This window comes from Gordonia jinhuaensis (assembly GCF_014639795.1).
Taxonomy (GTDB): domain Bacteria; phylum Actinomycetota; class Actinomycetes; order Mycobacteriales; family Mycobacteriaceae; genus Gordonia_B; species Gordonia_B jinhuaensis.
Genome location: NZ_BMGC01000013.1, coordinates 12,809 through 29,847 on the forward strand (window position 1 = coordinate 12,809; position 17,039 = coordinate 29,847).

General features: G+C 67.3%; 16 protein-coding genes. 11 read left to right on the top strand and 5 right to left on the bottom strand.

Translation table 11 applies throughout. The features are described from left to right. Positions 1–7: 7 nt before the first annotated feature. The 3 genes from gndA to IEW22_RS10550 all read right to left on the bottom strand — a co-directional run bounded on the left by gndA (position 8) and on the right by IEW22_RS10550 (position 2,991). The gene (gene gndA, locus IEW22_RS10540) at positions 8–1,471 is read right to left on the bottom strand and encodes an NADP-dependent phosphogluconate dehydrogenase (protein ID WP_188586570.1); all 1,464 of its coding nucleotides are present in this window, start codon (positions 1,469–1,471) and stop codon (positions 8–10) included. Between the two features lie 125 nt (positions 1,472–1,596). Further along, positions 1,597–2,547 carry a M56 family metallopeptidase gene (locus tag IEW22_RS10545; protein WP_188586571.1) on the bottom strand — a complete coding sequence of 317 codons (951 nt, stop codon included), beginning with the start codon at positions 2,545–2,547 and terminating at the stop codon, positions 1,597–1,599. A gap of 45 nt (positions 2,548–2,592) precedes the next feature. Next, complete coding sequence (locus tag IEW22_RS10550) at positions 2,593–2,991, bottom strand: BlaI/MecI/CopY family transcriptional regulator (RefSeq protein ID WP_188586630.1); 399 nt, start codon at positions 2,989–2,991, stop codon at positions 2,593–2,595. A gap of 632 nt (positions 2,992–3,623) precedes the next feature. On the opposite strand from IEW22_RS10550, the gene IEW22_RS10555 reads away from it, so the two are divergent. From IEW22_RS10555 to IEW22_RS10590, 8 genes are all read left to right on the top strand, one after another. Then, on the top strand, positions 3,624–3,968 hold the full coding sequence (locus IEW22_RS10555; RefSeq protein WP_229742470.1) for a PaaI family thioesterase: 345 nt from the start codon (positions 3,624–3,626) through the stop codon (positions 3,966–3,968). Further along, on the top strand, positions 3,965–5,251 hold the full coding sequence (locus IEW22_RS10560; RefSeq protein ID WP_188586572.1) for a DUF6986 family protein: 1,287 nt from the start codon (positions 3,965–3,967) through the stop codon (positions 5,249–5,251). The genes IEW22_RS10555 and IEW22_RS10560 overlap by 4 nt, the downstream gene beginning before the upstream one ends. 196 nt (positions 5,252–5,447) lie before the next feature. Then, on the top strand, positions 5,448–5,750 hold the full coding sequence (locus IEW22_RS10565) for an urease subunit gamma (protein ID WP_188586573.1): 303 nt from the start codon (positions 5,448–5,450) through the stop codon (positions 5,748–5,750). Between the two features lie 142 nt (positions 5,751–5,892). Then, the gene (locus IEW22_RS10570; protein WP_188586574.1) at positions 5,893–6,213 is read left to right on the top strand and encodes an urease subunit beta; all 321 of its coding nucleotides are present in this window, start codon (positions 5,893–5,895) and stop codon (positions 6,211–6,213) included. Between the two features lie 5 nt (positions 6,214–6,218). Beyond that, on the top strand, positions 6,219–7,940 hold the full coding sequence (locus IEW22_RS10575; protein ID WP_188586575.1) for an urease subunit alpha: 1,722 nt from the start codon (positions 6,219–6,221) through the stop codon (positions 7,938–7,940). A 13-nt stretch (positions 7,941–7,953) separates the two neighbouring features. After that, positions 7,954–8,628, top strand: coding sequence for an urease accessory protein UreF (locus tag IEW22_RS10580; RefSeq protein WP_229742450.1), 675 nt, complete (start codon positions 7,954–7,956; stop codon positions 8,626–8,628). A gap of 45 nt (positions 8,629–8,673) precedes the next feature. Continuing rightward, positions 8,674–9,360: an urease accessory protein UreG gene (gene ureG, locus IEW22_RS10585; RefSeq protein WP_188586576.1), complete on the top strand. Its 687-nt coding sequence runs from the start codon at positions 8,674–8,676 to the stop codon at positions 9,358–9,360. After that, positions 9,361–10,083: an urease accessory protein UreD gene (locus tag IEW22_RS10590; RefSeq protein WP_188586577.1), complete on the top strand. Its 723-nt coding sequence runs from the start codon at positions 9,361–9,363 to the stop codon at positions 10,081–10,083. Between the two features lie 40 nt (positions 10,084–10,123). Here the strand turns inward: IEW22_RS10590 and IEW22_RS10595 are convergent, their stop codons facing one another. Together IEW22_RS10595 and IEW22_RS10600 are read right to left on the bottom strand one after the other, a co-directional pair. Then, positions 10,124–11,590, bottom strand: coding sequence for an NAD(P)/FAD-dependent oxidoreductase (locus tag IEW22_RS10595; protein WP_188586578.1), 1,467 nt, complete (start codon positions 11,588–11,590; stop codon positions 10,124–10,126). Positions 11,591–11,793: 203 nt separating this feature from the next. Beyond that, on the bottom strand, positions 11,794–12,363 hold the full coding sequence (locus tag IEW22_RS10600; RefSeq protein WP_188586579.1) for a GNAT family N-acetyltransferase: 570 nt from the start codon (positions 12,361–12,363) through the stop codon (positions 11,794–11,796). Positions 12,364–13,106: 743 nt separating this feature from the next. On the opposite strand from IEW22_RS10600, the gene IEW22_RS10605 reads away from it, so the two are divergent. From IEW22_RS10605 to IEW22_RS10615, 3 genes are read left to right on the top strand one after another with little or no spacing between them, the layout of a single operon-like run. Then, positions 13,107–14,384, top strand: coding sequence for an NAD(P)/FAD-dependent oxidoreductase (locus IEW22_RS10605; protein WP_188586633.1), 1,278 nt, complete (start codon positions 13,107–13,109; stop codon positions 14,382–14,384). Further along, the gene (locus tag IEW22_RS10610; protein WP_188586580.1) at positions 14,378–16,543 is read left to right on the top strand and encodes a DUF1365 family protein; all 2,166 of its coding nucleotides are present in this window, start codon (positions 14,378–14,380) and stop codon (positions 16,541–16,543) included. The genes IEW22_RS10605 and IEW22_RS10610 overlap by 7 nt, the downstream gene beginning before the upstream one ends. Positions 16,544–16,602: 59 nt before the next feature. Then, positions 16,603–17,034, top strand: a complete 432-nt coding sequence (locus tag IEW22_RS10615; protein ID WP_188586581.1) for an acyl-CoA thioesterase — start codon at positions 16,603–16,605, stop codon at positions 17,032–17,034. Positions 17,035–17,039: the final 5 nt, after the last annotated feature.

The window sequence follows — 17,039 nt, forward strand, 5'->3', positions numbered from 1 at the left end:
TCGCTGCTCAGACCTCGACCTCGGTGCGGGTCTGTTCACCCCACAGGGTGTGGAAGCTGCCCGGCTTGTCGACGCGCTTGTAGGTGTGCGCGCCGAAGAAGTCTCGCAGTCCCTGGGTGAGCGCGGCGGGCAGCCGCTCGGCCCGCAGACCGTCGTAGTAGGACAGTGACGAGGCGAATGCGGGTACTGGGATTCCCATCGTGCTCGCGGTGGCCACCACGCGACGCCAGCTGTCGAGGCCGGCCGAGACGGCCTCCCGGAAGTACGGCGCGAGCAGCAGTGAGGGGAGATCGGGGTCGTCGCGGTAGGCGTCGACGATCCGGTTGAGGAATTTCGCGCGGATGATGCAGCCGCCGCGCCAGATGGTGGCCAGTGCGCCCGGATCGACGTTCCAGTCGTATTCGGCGCTGCCCGCGCGGATCTGGTCGAAACCCTGCGCGTAGGCGACCACCTTGGAGGCGTAGAGCGCGGCGTTGATGTCGGCGACGAAACGGTCGCGGTCGGTGGGGGCGCCGGCGAGTTTGCCGGAGGCGAGGTCGCGAGCGGCGGTGCGCTGATCGCGTGAGCTCGACAGCGCGCGGGCGAACACCGCCTCGGCGATCCCGGTGGTGGGGATGCCCAGATCGAGGGCCGACTTCACCGTCCATCGGCCGGTGCCCTTCTGGCCGGCCTCGTCGACGATCACATCGATCAGGGGCTTGCCGGTCTCGGCGTCCTTCTGGGCGAGCACCTCAGCGGTGATCTCGACCAGATAGCTCTCCAGATCGCCGGAATTCCATTGGCGGAACACGTCGGCGATCTCGTCGGTCGACATCGTGAGCGCCTTGCGCATGAGGTCGTAGGCCTCGCCGATCAGCTGCATGTCGGCGTATTCGATCCCGTTGTGCACCATCTTCACGAAGTGACCGCTGCCGTTCGGGCCGATGTGCGTGCAGCAGGGTGTTCCGTCCACATGTGCCGAGATCGACTCGAGCAGCGGACCGAGCGATTCGTAGGCTTCGGCCGGGCCGCCCGGCATGATCGACGGACCGTTGAGCGCACCCTCCTCACCGCCGGAGATGCCGGTGCCGACGAAGTTGAGGCCGCGCTTGCTCATCGCGGCTTCGCGACGGATGGTGTCGGTGTAGAGCGAGTTGCCGCCGTCGATGATGACATCGCCGGGCTCCATCAGATCGGCGAGCTCCTCGATCACCGAATCGGTCGCATCACCGGCTTTCACCATGATCAGCGCGCGGCGCGGGCGTTCGAGTGCGGCCACGAAGTCGGCCATCGACTCGGTACGGATGAACGTGCCCTCGTCCCCGTGGTTCTCCAACAGCGCATCGGTCTTGGCGATACTTCGGTTGTGCAGGGCGACGGTGTAGCCGTGCCGGGCGAGGTTGCGGGCGAGGTTGGATCCCATCACGGCCAATCCGGTGACGCCGATCTGTGCGAGGTTCGAGGTGCTCTCGGGATTCTGCTGAGATGCCATGTCGCCAGAGTATGCGCTCGGCGAGCTCGGCCACGAGTGTTCCGGCGGCGGCTCTTTCGCCCGGCGCCGGGCGTTTCCGGCAAGTCGGGAGCAGGTGGCGCCGCCGACGTTCCGCCGTGACGGCGTTACAGGGATCCGGCCAGTCTGCTCAGCTCGGTCAGCCAGGGGATCGCGACCGCGAGGGTGGGCACCACCAGGATCAGTACCGCGCACACGTATGCGCATGCGCCGGCGGTGTGCGCACTCCTGTTGTCGGAGAGTCGCTGGACGCGGGTGAGGGTCGAGGGCCCGCCCACGCCCATCGCGCCCTGTGGTGCGACGGCGTCGGCACAGTTGACCAGTGCGCGCCCGACCGTCCGGCGTGAACTCGCGCGGACGGCGTGGTCGTCGGCGAGGATCTCCACCAGCAGACGCACCTGGTCGAGCGCCGAGCGGCTGCGGATCACGCGCGGGAAGGCCTCGTGAACGGCGATGAAGGCCTCGAGGATCAGGTCGTGGCGGGCGCGCAGATGGGCGCGCTCATGGGTGATGACCGCGGTGAGCTCATCGCGGTTGAGGCGGTCGACGATGCCGGCCGAGAGGACCACGCGACGACGGATGCCGGGCAGGCAGTAGGCGATCGGTTCGCGCACGTCGAGCATGCGGACGTCGCGGGCGCGCAGGGTGCCGTCGCCAGAACGGCGGTCGATGTGATCGAGCAGGTCGACGAGATCACGGTGCAGCGCACGGCGTGCCCGCGTGCGGACCCCGACGCGGATCGAGGCGAAGATGAGACGCGCACCGATCAGCAGTGTGAGGAAGAACACGCCGAAACATACGGTCCAGATCGGCCAGCCGAGGCGATCGGCCTGGCGGAAGGGGCTGGTCGTAGGACGGCCGTCCGGTCCGATCACGAGGAGGTGGGAGGCGATCGCCAGCCCGCAGCTGAACGCCGAGAGCACCGCTGCGATCGAGATCGACTGCCACAGCGTCATCGCTGCACGTGGGGCGCGCAGCGACCAGTCGGCACGCGCGAGCAGCGCGGGTACCGGACCGGCGAGGAGCAATGCGATGGCTCCGAATACCGCGGCAATCATCACGCGTCTCCGTTGACGCTGGTGAATGTCGTCACGGAAGGGATCTTAAGGGGTCTCGTCCCCATGCTGTGACGCTTCGAGCTCGTCGAGTGCTCGGCGTAGCGCTCGCGCTTCATCGGCTCCGACCTTCCCCACGAACGAGACCAGGGCGGCATGCCGCGCCTGAGATTCGTCGGCTTCGCTCAGCGCATCGACCATCAGGCTCGCGACGAGATCCTCGCGCCGGTAGCTGGGCGAGTACCGATGTGCCCGGTCGTCGCGGATCTGGGCGACCAAGTTCTTCTTGGCCAGGCGCTGCAGAACGGTCATCACGGTGGTGTAGGCGAGTCCGCGTTCGGCGGCCAGCGCCGCGTGGACCTGCCGTACCGTCTGGGGCTCCTCGCTCGACCACAGATGGTCCATGACGGCACGTTCCAATTCGCCCAATCCACTCACACGTCGGATTCTACCGATCCGACGTGAGCGAGGTGTGGCGGTGGATACGAGAGACGTCGGGGTTGACATGTAGGTAAGGGTAGCCTACATTCACTCTTAGGTCGGACCGCGAGAGTGTCCTGAGGGCTGCAGAGACCCCCGGTCCACGCGAGGACAGGCCCACACGATGCACATCGTGTGGGCCTGTCCGTTTCTGTGACGAGCCCCTTGTGACGAGCCCCTTGTGACGAGCCCCTTGTGACGAGCCCCTTGTGACGAGGCCCCTGTGACGAGGCCCCTGTGACGAGCTCGTCTCTCGCTGTGTGCGCGTCGGACTCGAACGCCCGCAGCCCCTCTGTACGACACCCGTCCATGCCGTTCCCGCAGGCGGGCGTCGATCGAGCGAGGCGATGCGTGATTGGATCGTCATCAGCGGTGATCGTGGTGATCGGCCGTCGCCGGTGGCTGTGGACACGCCCCGGCAACCGGGATGAGAGGCGAGGGTGCACGCAGTGACCGACTCCGAACGAACCGCGACCGACTCCGACGGAACCCCACAGCAGTCTGGTGGTGACGCCGCCGCGACCGGGGGTGCGCTGGGCGTGTCCGGTCAGGTGGGGGACTCGTCGGGCTTCGATGCTCTGTACGGCCTGCGGTACGAGATGGTCTCGGCCGAGGGCGTCGTGGCGTCCCTCACCATCTCAGAGGCGCTGCATCAGCCGGCGGGACTCGTGCACGGCGGGGTGTACTGCGCGATCATCGAGTCGACCGCCAGCACCTCTGCTTACGTCTGGCTCAACGAGCGCGGCGTCGGTGGCGGGGTGGTCGGCGTGAACAACTCGACCGACTTCTTGCGCGCCATCACCGCGGGCACGGTGACCGCCACCACCACGCCGATCCATCGTGGTCGGCGTCAGCAGCTGTGGCAGGTCGACATCACCGACGAGAACCAGCGGCTCATCGCCCAGGGCAGGGTGCGACTGCAGAACATCGAGGCCGCGTCGTGACCGCCTCGGGGTCGGGGCTGTCGGCGCCGGCTCGCGAGCGGATCGAAGCGCTGCTCAGTGAGGTCGACGAGCGACTCGCCGTTCGCTATCCCGGTGACAGACCCCAGCCGCAGCCCTCCCACACCGTCTACATTCCCGCCGACAAGGTCTCGACGGAGACGCCGTCGCTGTGGGGGACGGCGGCGCTCGAGCTGACCGACCGCGCTGCCGAGACCATCGCCGACCTCGACTCGATGGGCGTCGCCGATCGTGTGCGGACGCGGTTGCGGTCGCGGCCGATCGACGATCTGCGCATCGACCTCGAAGACGGCTACGGGTGGCGTGCCGACGAGGTCGAGGATGCCGACGCGCGTCGCGCCGGCGAGATCCTGGCCGCATGGTCGCAGGCCTCACGCGGCGACGCGGCAGCCGACGGCAGCGCCGACCAGGACGGCGTCGGTGCGCCGTGGTCGTTCGGGGTGCGCGCCAAGAGCATGGGTGCCGGTGATCGTCGTCGGGGCATCCGGACGCTCGAACACGTCCTCGACGCCGCCGGCGGTGTGCCCGAGGGCTTCGTGTTCACGGTGCCCAAACTGCGCGCCATCGAACAGGTCGAGGCCGTGGTGGCGATGTGTGAGGACTTCGAACTCGTCCACGGCATCGCCCCCGGCACACTGCAGTTCGAGTTGCAGATCGAGAGTCCGCAAGCGGTGATCGGTGCTGATGGCAGCGCGACACTGGCTCGCGCGATCGGCGTGGGGATGCCCCGGTTGACCGGATTGCACTACGGCACATACGACTACAGCGCGGCCTGTGGCATCGTCTCGTCGCAGCAGTCGCTGGAACACCCGGTCGCCGATCACGCGAAGGCGGTGATGCTCGCCGCGGCTGCCCAGACCGGTGTCTGGGTCAGCGACGGTTCGACGCAGGTGATCCCGGTCGGCACCGACGAGGTGGTGGACGCGGCGATGCGCCGGCATCACCGGCTGGTCACCCGGTCACTGACCCGCGGGTACTACCAGGGCTGGGATATGCATCCGGGGCATCTCGTGACGCGCTGGCTGGCGGTGTTCGACTTCTTTGCCGCGGCGATGCCCGCGGCGGTCGCACGCCTGCAGGACTATTTCGCTCGGCAGAGCGGTGAGGTGATGGATGAGCCGGCAACCGCGCAGTCGCTGGCCCTGGTGGTGCTGCGTGGACTCGCCGCCGGCGCATTCGACGAGTCCGATGTCACGGCGCTCGGCGAGCAGTGCTCGGCGGCCCGTCTGACCCAGTTGCGCGCCAGTGGCGGCGTTCTGTCCTGAACATTCGGTGACACCCGTCTGAGAGTCACGATCGGCGCGCGGGGGTGGGAGCGCCGCCGGTCGCGGTCTGTGAGGTGGTTTGCGGTCCGTCATGCCCACCGCCGTCGGCGGTGGCAGTATGAGATTCCACGTGCGCACCGCGACCGGCTCTCATGGGCCGGGATCTGGCTGCGGGCGCCGACGAGGAGGATGAGCAGTGCGGCTGTCGCCACATGAGCAGGAACGGTTGTTGATCTCCTACGCGGCCGAGGTCGCCCGGCGGCGGCAAGGCCGCGGGCTGAAGCTGAATCATCCTGAGGCCGTGGCGATCATCACCGATCACGTTCTCGAGGGCGCCCGTGACGGACGGCCGGTGGCCGAGCTGATGTCCACCGGTCGGGAGGTGCTCACCCGCGACGACGTGATGAGCGGCGTGCCCGAGATGCTCCACGACGTGCAGGTCGAGGCGACCTTCCCCGACGGCACCAAGCTGGTGACCGTTCACCATCCCATCTCATGAGGTCATCTGCGGCGGTCCTCGCGGGCGTCTGTCGAGTCGCGCCGTCGAGTCGCCCTGTGACCCACAGCAGTCGGGCAGACGGGAGAGCACCGATCCGCCACGGCCTCCGCCCTCGAGGTTCCCGCATCAGTCAGGAGAGATCATGTCCGATCCCGTGATCCCCGGCGAGGTCATCGTCGCACCGGGTGAGATCGAGTTGAATTCCGGTGCCCCGCATGTCGTGATGACAGTGACGAATACCGGCGACCGCCCCGTGCAGGTGGGATCGCATGTGCACCTGCCGCAGGCCAACGCCGCTCTTGATTTCGACCGTGCGGCCGCTCGCGGACTCCGCCTCGACATCCCCGCGGGCACCGCGGTGCGATTCGAGCCAGGTATCGAGATGACGGTCTCGCTCGTCCCGCTGGCCGGCACCCGTGAGGTGTACGGCATCTCGCTCGACGCACCCGGAAAGGTCGACTGACTCGCATGGCATCCCTGAGTAGACAGCGTTACGCCGAACTGTACGGTCCCACCACCGGGGACCGGGTACGTCTGGCCGACACCGACCTGCTGATCGAGATCACCGAAGACCGTTGCGGCGGACCGGGACTGGCCGGTGAGGAAGCGGTGTTCGGCGGCGGCAAGGTGATCCGCGAGTCGATGGGGCAGGGCCGTGCGACACGGGCGGAGGGCGCACCCGACACCGTGATCACCGGGGTGGTGATTCTCGATCACTGGGGAATCATCAAGGCGGATCTCGGTATTCGCGACGGTCGCGTGGTCGCGATGGGCAAAGCGGGTAACCCCGACACGATGGACGGTGTCCATCCCGATCTCGTGATCGGGCCGTCGACCGAGATCATCGCCGGTAACGGGCTCATCGCCACGGCCGGCGGGATCGACTGCCATGTGCACTTCATCTGTCCGCAGATCCTCGACGAGGCGCTCGGCAACGGCATCACCACGATGATCGGTGGTGGCACCGGCCCCGCCGAGGGCAGCAAGGCCACCACGGTGACCCCCGGCGCGTGGCATCTGGCATCGATGCTCGCAGCCACCGACGGCTGGCCGATGAACATCGCGTTGCTGGGCAAGGGCAACACCGTCAACCCCGATGCCATGCGCGAACAGCTGCGCGCCGGCGCGTCGGGGTTCAAGCTGCACGAGGACTGGGGGAGTACGCCCGCGGCGATCGACGCCTGCCTGCGGGTCGCCGACGAGTCCGGCGTGCAGGTGGCACTGCACTCCGACACTCTCAACGAGGCGGGATTCGTCGAGTTGACGCTCGGCGCGATCGCCGGACGCGGTATCCACGCGTACCACACCGAGGGTGCCGGCGGCGGTCACGCACCCGACATCATCACGGTCGCGTCGTATGCGAATGTCCTTCCCAGCTCGACCAATCCGACGCGTCCGCATACCGTGAACACCCTCGACGAGCACCTCGACATGCTCATGGTGTGCCATCACCTGAACCCGAGCGTCCCCGAGGATCTCGCCTTCGCCGAGAGCCGCATCCGGCCCTCGACGATCGCCGCCGAGGATCTGCTGCACGATCTGGGCGCCATCTCGATGATCGGCTCCGACGCCCAGGCGATGGGACGTATCGGTGAGGTGGTGTTGCGGACCTGGCAGACGGCACATGTGATGAAGAAGCGTCGCGGTGCGTTGGCGGGGGACTCGGCCGCCGACAACAACCGCGCACGCCGCTACGTTGCGAAGTACACGATCTGCCCCGCTGTCGCACACGGCCTCGACGACGAGATCGGTTCGATCGAGGTCGGCAAACTCGCCGACATCGTGTTGTGGGATCCGGCGTTCTTCGGGGTGCGACCCAACGTGGTGCTCAAGGGCGGCGCGATCGCCTGGGCGGCGATGGGTGACGCCAACGCCTCCATCCCCACCCCGCAACCGGTGCTGCCCCGGCCGATGTTCGGCGCCGCACCCGGTGCCGCAGCACAGACATCGCTGAGTTTCGTTGCGCCGCAGGCAATCGAGGCCGGTCTGCCCGAGCAGCTGGGGCTGGCGCGGCAACTCGTCCCGGTCAAGAACGTGCGCAAGGTCGCCAAGGCCGACATGCCGGAGAACTCCGCGACGCCGGAGATCCGGGTCGACCCGGACACCTTCACGGTGTTCGTCGATGGGGAGATCTGGCAGCAGGATCCCGCGGTCGAACTGCCGATGGCCCAGCGGTACTTCCTGTTCTGATGGCTGGATTCTGATGGCGTTGTCACAGAGCGATCGTGGGGTGCCCCGCGCGGGTGGCTCGCTCGCGATGATGCTCACGCTCGCCGATTCGCGATTGCCGGTGGGCGGTCACGTCCACTCCGGCGGCCTGGAACAGGCGATCACCGATCGACTGGTCACCGGAGTGGACTCACTGCGTGAATTCCTCATCCGCCGGGCGGCCACCGCGGGATTGGTCGGGGCCTCGATCGCCGCGGCCGTGGCCGACGGTCGGCTGACACCAGCCGATGCCGAGATCGAGACCGATGCCCGCACCCCCTCGCCCGCGGCGCGCACGGCCTCGCAGACCCAGGGGCGAGGAATGCTGCGGCTGGCCAAAGGGACGTGGCCGCAGCATGATTGGTCGGCTCATCGGGCCCGGCCCCATCTTCCGGTGATCACCGGATCGGTGGGCGCGGTCACCGGCCTGGGCGGATTCGAGACCGCGCTGGTCTACCTCTACAGTGGTCAGACCGGTGCAGCAACGGCCGGACAGCGGTTGCTGGCGCTGGACCCGGGAGATGTCGCGGGACTGGGTGTCGAACTCGTCGGACTCTACGAGTCGCTCGCGGCCAGGGCCGCCGACGGATTGGCCGACGTCTCCGACCCCGACTTCGACATCCTGGCGCAACGGCACGAGATCCGTGACATGCCGTTGTTCGCATCGTAATCGGCAATTCGTTGCCACCATCTGTGTATCTGTGAGGAGAACACCATGCCGCCGCATCTGATCGACGGAGAGCCGCATTCACATCTCGACGAGCGTCCACGGCGCGTCCGCACGCCGGGTGAGGCCCTGCGTATCGGGATCGGCGGGCCGGTCGGCTCGGGGAAGACCGCATTGGTCGCGGCGTTGTGCCGCGTACTGCGCGACGAGCTGTCGCTGGCCGTGCTGACCAACGACATCTACACCACCGAGGACGCGGACTTCCTGCGGCGCAACGCGGTTCTCCCCGACGAGCGCATCACCGCGGTCCAGACCGGCGGGTGTCCGCACACCGCCATCCGCGACGACATCACCGCCAACCTCGACGCCATCGACGACCTGGTGGAGGCCAATCCCGCATTGGATCTGATCCTGGTGGAGTCCGGCGGCGACAATCTGACCGCCACCTTCTCCACAGGTCTGATCGACGTACAGATCTTCGTGATCGACGTGGCCGGTGGTGACAAGGTGCCCCGCAAGGGCGGCCCTGGGGTGACCTACTCGGATCTGCTGGTGATCAACAAAACCGATCTCGCACCGCTGGTGGGCGCTGATCTCGGTGTCATGTCGACCGACGCCGCTCGGGTGCGCGAGAACCGGCCCACCGCGATGATCTCGCTCACCGAGGACCCTGCCGCAACCGATGTGGTGGCCTGGGTGCGCGAACAGCTGGCAACTGCGCCGGTGGCCGGCTAGGTGTTCACCGAGGTCACCATCACGGCGACCCCGGGCCGGTCACCGCGGATCACCGCGGTGGGCGGGCTCACCGCCCGGCTCACCGGTCCCGACCGGGTTCACCTCATCTCGACCGCGGCGACCCCGCTCGGCGACGACCAGATCGTGGTGCGCATCGAGGTGGCATCCGGGGCCCGGCTGGAACTGACCACCACCGCCGCGACTGTCATCTACCCGGGCCGCGGAGACCAGACGTCCACCGCGACATGGGATCTCACGGTCGGCGAGGATGGTTCGCTGGTGGTGTGCCCGCTGCCGACGATCCTCGTTCCCCGGTCGCGGCACCGATCGGTGGTGCGCGCGGATCTCGACGACACCTCGCGGCTGCTGGTCACCGAGAGTGTGCAGCGCGGACGGAGCAACGAGACCGCCGGCAGCTGGTCGGGAACGATGTCGGTGGATGTCGCAGGTCGACCGGTACTCCGGCATCGCATCGACCTGCCGGGGATGGCCACGTCGATCGGCCGATGGCCCGCACCGCGCGCACTGGTGAGCGCATTCCGCTATCCCGCGCAGGCGGATGAGGCTGCTGTCTCGCCGGTGGTGGCGGCTGGTCGGATGCCGCTGGCCGGTGGAGGTGAGCTGATCACCGCCACCGGCGCAGATGTGGTCAGCGCTCAGGCCGCCGCCGACGATCTCCTGCTCGACGCTCGGTGGCCCGCCGGCGGGCTGGTGTCGATCTGACGGCTCGACCCGGCGGCGGGTGCGAGCCCGGCGGCGTCGGTCAGCTCGCCTCGGCCTGATCGGGCTGCGGTGCCGAATCCGGCTGGGGTGTCGGATCTGCCTGTGGCGCAGCGGATCCGGCCGCGTCTGTACTGGGTGCGGCCGACGACGGAGCGTCGAGTTCGCGTTGCGATTCGAGTTCGTGCAGAGTGTCCAGCGCGGTGCGCGCGTACACCTGCTGCTCGGTCACGGTCAGCTGCCCGCGGTTGCGGGTGCTGAAGGCGAAGAGCCAGTTGAAGGTGGTGGCCATCCGGTTACGGAACCCGACCATGTAGATCAGGTGCAGGAACAACCACGCAAGCCAGGCGAAGAAGCCGGAGAACTCGATCTTCTTGTCGGTCTTGGGAATCGGGATCTGGGCGACGGCGTCGAACCGCGAGATGGTCGCCATCGAACCCTTGTCCCAGTACTCGAAGGGTTTGCGGTCGGCGGGATCGGCGCCCTGCAGGGATGCCTTGATCGCTGCGGTCGCGTATTTGGCGCCCTGGATGGCGCCCTGGGCCATACCCGGGACCCCTGGCACGAGGGCCATGTCACCGATGACGAACACATTGGGATGGTCGGGCAGGGCCAGATCGGCGCCGACCTTGACACGACCGGCACGATCAAGCTCCACCCCGGACTGTTCGGCGAGCTGCTTGCCCAGCGGGCTGGCCGACACACCTGCCGACCAGACCTTGCACTGCGACTCGATGCGCCGGGTGGTGCCGTCTTTGTCCTTGACCACCAGGCCGTCGTAGTCGACGTCGACGACCATGGCGTTGAGCTGGATGTCGACGCCCATCTTGGTCAAGCGGTCGGCGGCCTTCTTGCCGAGCTTGGGGCCCATCGGGGGCAGTACCGCCGGCGCGGCGTCGAGGAGAACCACCTTCGCCTGGGTGGGGTCGATGTTGCGGAAGGTGCCCTTGAGTGTCTCGTCGCTCATCTCCGAGATCTGGCCGGCGAGTTCCACACCGGTCGGACCCGCACCGACGACCACGAAGGTGAGCAGGCGCGCACGCTCCTCGGGGTCGTTCGACAGTTCGGCCTGCTCGAACGCGCCGAGGATGCGGCCGCGCAGTTCGAGGGCGTCGTCGACCGTCTTCATGCCGGGGGCGAACTCGGCGAACTGGTCGTTGCCGAAGTACGACTGGTCGGCACCGGCGGCGATGATCAGGCTGTCGAACGGGGTCTCGGTGATGCGCGTGAGCAGGCGCGAGGTGACGACCTTCTTCTCCAAGTCGATCTTCTCCACGTCGCCGAGGAGCACCTGGGTGTTCTTCACCTTCTTGAGCACCACGCGGGTCGCCGGAGCGATCTCACCCTCGGAGAGAATGCCCGTCGCGACCTGGTAGAGCAGCGGCTGGAACAGGTGATGGGTGGTGCGCGACACGAGGGTCACATCGACGTCGGCGTTCTTCAGATGCTTCGCAGCATTCAGGCCACCGAAACCTGCTCCGATGATCACCACACGATGGCGGGCACTCATGTCTTACTCCTGTACGTCGTTGATCGAAGATACTTCGTCAGTCGCTTCGGGGCTGCTCGGTTACTAACGGTAGTTCACCGGCTCGATCGTGGTGAGGCAAGGATCGCCGGAACGGGTGCACGTCGCCGGCGTGCCACCGGGCGGGCCCCGCCGGCGCCCGTCCGCCGGCACGCGCCGACTCAGTCTCCGGCGCCGACTCAGACTCAGGCGATGAGATGAGCGACGGGACGTGCCGAGGCGGCCCACGGGAAGCTGTGTGACGTCCACTGGTCGCGCAGCAGTTCGTACTCGACCTGTGGATCGGCCGCCGTGGCGGCCACCAGCGACATCCCCGACTTCTCCATCACGCGTCGCGATGCGTGATTGATCGCGGTGGTCCCGGCGAACACCCGGTCGGTGGACACGAGGTCGAAGGCCAGCGCGATCACCGCACGCGCACCCTCGGTGGCCAGGCCGCGCCCCCACGCGGCCCGCCGCAGCCGGTAGGTGAGCTCGAGTTCGGGGCGGGTGCCATGTCGCGGAGCACGCAGACTCACCCAGCCGAGGAAATCACCGCGCCGACGGTCCACCGCGATCCAGATCCCGACGCCGGGACGGGAGTTCATCTCCGATATCGCCCGGGGAATCACCCAGTCCTCGATGATCGATGGCGGTGTCGCGACGCCGCCGCTCACATGACGCATCACCTCGGGATCCGCGTCGAGCACCACCAGGTGCTCGGCGTCAGCCGTGGTGACCGGACGCAGAACCATCCGATCCGTGTCAATGATCACCGTGTCCCCACTTCGGTGTCGTCGGGCGTCCGTTCCCTGCCAGGTGTGCAACGGGGAGGGCCGCGGTGGGAGCGGTCCGTGCGGACTCACGCTACCGGCGACGACCCCGTCATACGCACGACATCGACGAGCCGTTCCCCCACGGATGCCGATGACTGCCGGCGCATGGCCACGACGCAGAAACGCATGTCTGCCTTGCCCGGATTGAAGCATCATACGGTGCGGGCCACTCATTCGGCGCCTCTCATATGCGCCGTGTCGTGGCAGGACGACCCTCGGCGGACAGAGTGATCAGTCGTCGGCGGCGCGGACACGAGGTACGCGCCCCCGAGACATTAGGGTTGACGACATTAATGTTGACGTCGAGGCCCGCCGCGATGCGGACCCACCGGTACTCGCCGCGGCAGACACGGCAATCACCAGGCCGGGGTCATCACAGCCGTGGAGCTCGACTGCCATCCGGGCGGCGGGCGGCACCGAACCACGGGTGGAAGACACGCCCGGCGGGGATCGCCCCCGGCGACCGACGAGGTGGTCCAGACCACCGGAGTGAGGTGACGTTCGCTGACATGACCGACCATGCTGAGATCGCAGGATCTGCCACGGCACAGCGCGTCACACGCGTCGGTGAACCCTCGCAGGAGACCGCCGGACCCCACGACCCGCCCGATCACCCTGTACGCGATCACCCTGTACGCGATCACCGCGCGTCCGAGTCGACGGTGGGCGGGCCCGCCGTGGCGATGACCTCCGTCGGGTCGTCGGCACAGCGCGTGGCAGTGATCGGGTCGGGTGTCTCAGGGCTGGTCGCCGCGCATCTGCTGCGCGATGTCACCGACGTCACACTCTATGAAGCCGACGATCGCCTCGGTGGTCATGCGCACACACATCAGGTGGTCGATCCCGACGGGACCGAACTGTCGATCGACACCGGTTTCATCGTGCACAACGACCGCGCATACCCGATCCTGACGCGATTGTTCGCCGAACTCGGGGTGCGCCGCTACGCCACCGAGATGAGTATGAGCATCGTCGACGCCGAGAGCGGTGTGTCCTACGTGGGGGGTCGCGGGCTCGGTGGGGTGTTCGCCCAGCCGCATCGCAGTGTCGATCCTCGTTTCCTGTCGATGTTGCTGGAGATCAAGCGCTTTCACATCTGCGCCCGCAGGGAGCTCGCGGCCGGGCATGCCGGCTCCGAGGTCGCCGGCCGCAGCCTGGCGCGCTTTCTCGACGAGCTCGACTTCAGCGCACGGTTCCGGCGGCAGTTCATGATCCCGCTCGTGTCGTGTGTCTGGTCCTCGGGCGGCGATCGCGCACTGGACTATCCGGCGCGCTATCTCTTCGAATTCCTCGACAACCACGGCATGCTCAGCGTCGGTGGGTCACCGCAGTGGTACACCGTCGAGGGCGGTTCCGGGCGTTACGTCGGGCTGATCGCGGCCAAGATCGACACGATCCGTACGTCGACCCCGGTGCGGTCGATCGTGCGTGCGCATGACCATGTCGATGTCGTCGACGCGTCCGGCCACACCGACACATTCGACCGGGTGGTGGTGGCCACCCATCCCGACCAGGCGCTGGCGATGCTCGCCGATGCGACACCCCGCGAGCGTGATGTGCTCTCCAGTATCGAATACAGCGACAACGAGGTTGTGTTGCACACGGATTCGTCGCTGTTGCCGCGCTCGCGCCGCGCACGCGGCGCGTGGAACCTGGAGGTCGGTACCGAAGGCGCGCCGCGGGTCACCTACTGGATGAATCGCCTGCAGGGACTGCGCGGCACACGCGACTATCTGGTGTCGCTGAACTCCGCGGATCGGGTGGACCCCTCGACGGTCATCGCGCAGATGAACTACTCCCACCCGCTCTACTCCACCAGATCCGTTGCTGCACAGCGGCAACTCGACTCGTTGGCCACTGACCGGTTTGTCCTCGCCGGTGCCTACCACGGGTGGGGTTTCCACGAGGACGGCGCTCGATCCGGCGTGGCCGCAGCCACCAGATTCGGGGCTCAATGGTGACGAGCCACGACGTGTCGAGTCCGGTGACGACCGGGCTGCCGTTGCTGCCCGCGTTGGTCATCGGGCATGTGCGACACGTGCGGCAGGGACAGGGTGCCCATTCTTTCGATCACCGTGTGTACCAGTGGCTCATCGATCTCGATGACGCACAGTCGGTTCCCCGATGGGCCGGCGCATTGCGCGCCGAGGATCACGGTGTCGACGACTCCGCCGATGCACATTCTCGCGATGGAGGTGTGCGAACCCGCGCTCGGGCACGTGCGCACGCCGAGGGAGTGCGGCTCAAAGCCGCGATCGTCGAGCTGATCGCCGGCCACGGAGTCGATCTCGGACCGCGTGGACGGGTGGTGGTGCTCGCGAACATCCGGAGCGCCGGATACGTCTTCAATCCGCTGAGCGTGTTCTGGTGTCTGGACTCCGACGGCGAGGTCGCCTGCATCGTCGCCGAGGTGCACAACACCTATCACCAGCGGTCCACCTATGTGTTGTTCCCCGACGACGCCGGGCGTGTGAGCACTGAGAAGACGTTCTACGTGTCTCCCTTCAACGATGTGTCGGGGATCTATGTGATGCGGTTCGTGCTGTCGCCCAGGCGGGTGTCGGTGTCCATCACGCTCGAACGCGATGGGTTGCCGCCCTTCGTCGCGACCATCACCGGCGACGTCCTACCCGCGGTACCTCGCACGGTAGTTGCGACAAAGCTCGCAATGCCCCTGATGCCGGTACGCGTGCGCGGCCTCATCACTGTCGAAGGTGTTCGATTGTTGATGAAAGGATTGCCGATGGTGCCGCGTGCGGGGCTGGCCGTCGAGAGTGGTGGGCTGGGAAGTGATGCAGTCGCTCGCCGACACCGGCGCGATGTCGGCCGCGGCAGCGGGAAGGGTGTGCAGCTGATGACGCAGGAGACCGTCGGGATTCGCCCCGGATTGCGCGGGCGCACCGCACAGTGGGCGCTCGAACATGCCGTGTCGCGAGTGCCGGTCGTCGTGCGTTATCCCGACGGACGTGAGATCGGTGGATCGTCGGGTCGCCGACACACCCACCCACATGCGCAGGCGCTGCCGGTGATCGAGATCGTCCGCCCGACGGAGTTGTTCGCGCGGCTGGCCGCGAATCCGAAGATCGGGCTGGGTGAGGGGTACATGGCAGGGGAGTGGCGTGCGGCGCAGGGAACCGACCTCGGCGATGCGCTCACGCCGTTCGCCGCGACCCTGACCGACCTGCTGCCGCGCTCCTGGTGGCGATTGCGTGGTCTGGTCGATCAGCGCATCCCTGAGCAGCAACGCAACAACCGCAGTGGATCCCGGCGCAACATCGAAGCGCATTACGACCTGAGCAACGACTTGTTCGAGTCCTTCCTCGACCCGAGTCTGACCTACAGCAGTGCGATGTTCGACCACACCCGCCCGCTCGCCGACCAGTCCCTGTACGAAGCTCAACTACGCAAGATCGATTCGATCCTCGATCTCGCCGCGGTCGGGGCGGGGACGCGGGTGCTGGAGATCGGTTGCGGCTGGGGCACACTGGCCATCCGGGCGGCGCAGCGCGGAGCTCACGTCACCGCGATCACCTTGTCACATGAACAGTTCGAGCTCGCCAAGGCGCGGATCGCCGAAGCCGGTCTGTCCGACCAGGTGGATCTGCGTATCGAGGACTACCGCGACGTGGCCGGCCGCTTCGACGCGGTGGTCAGCGTCGAGATGATCGAAGCGGTCGGTGCGGAGTACTGGGACACCTACTTCGCCACCATCGACGCACTTCTCGCCGACGGCGGCACGGCGGCCATCCAGGCGATACTCATGCCCCATGAGCGGATGATGGCGACGAAGAACTCCTTCGGCTGGATTCAGAAGTACATCTTCCCCGGGGGACTCATCCCCTCGATCGAGTCGATCGACGGCTCCCTGGCGTCGGCGACCACGCTGCGCAGGACCGCCCGCATCGACTTCGGCCCGGACTACGCACAGACGCTGCGGCGATGGCGTCACGCATTCAACGCCGCATGGCCGCAGCTGGTCGCCCATGTGCGCGTCGGCGGTTCCGGCGGCCCGCTCGACGAGCGTTTCCGCAGGGCGTGGGAGTACTACCTGGCCTATAGCGAGGCCGGCTTCGCCTCGGGCTATCTCCAGGTCAGTCAGCTGCGTATGCGCCGGGTGTGAGCACGTCCGGCGTGTGCGGCGGCGCAGATCCCACCGTGCACCACTAATGTCATCTGACGATGACATCACAGAGATTCGAGCTGGCGATCCAGCTGCGCTGGGGCGACATGGACTCGTTCAACCATGTGAACAACGTGCAGGTGGCGCGTCTGTTCGAAGAGGCGCGGGTACGCGCGCTGGCCGACTGGTTCGGCGGACCCGACATGCGCGTGACAGTTCTGGTCGCACGGCAGGAGATCGAGTTCGCCAGCCCGCTGGCCTACACACTCGAGCCCGCCACGATCGTCGCGTGGATCAGCCGGGTGGGAACCGCGTCATTCGACATCGCGGCGACTCTCACCGATCCGGCGGGCAGGTTGTGCGCGCAGGTGTCCACCACTCTGGTGTCGATCGACTCGTCGACCGGACGCTCGGCCCCGCTGACCCAGCAGGCCGTCTCGGTTCTCGGCGACCATCTCGGCGATCCGCTGCCGTTTCGCCACCGCAGCTAGGACAC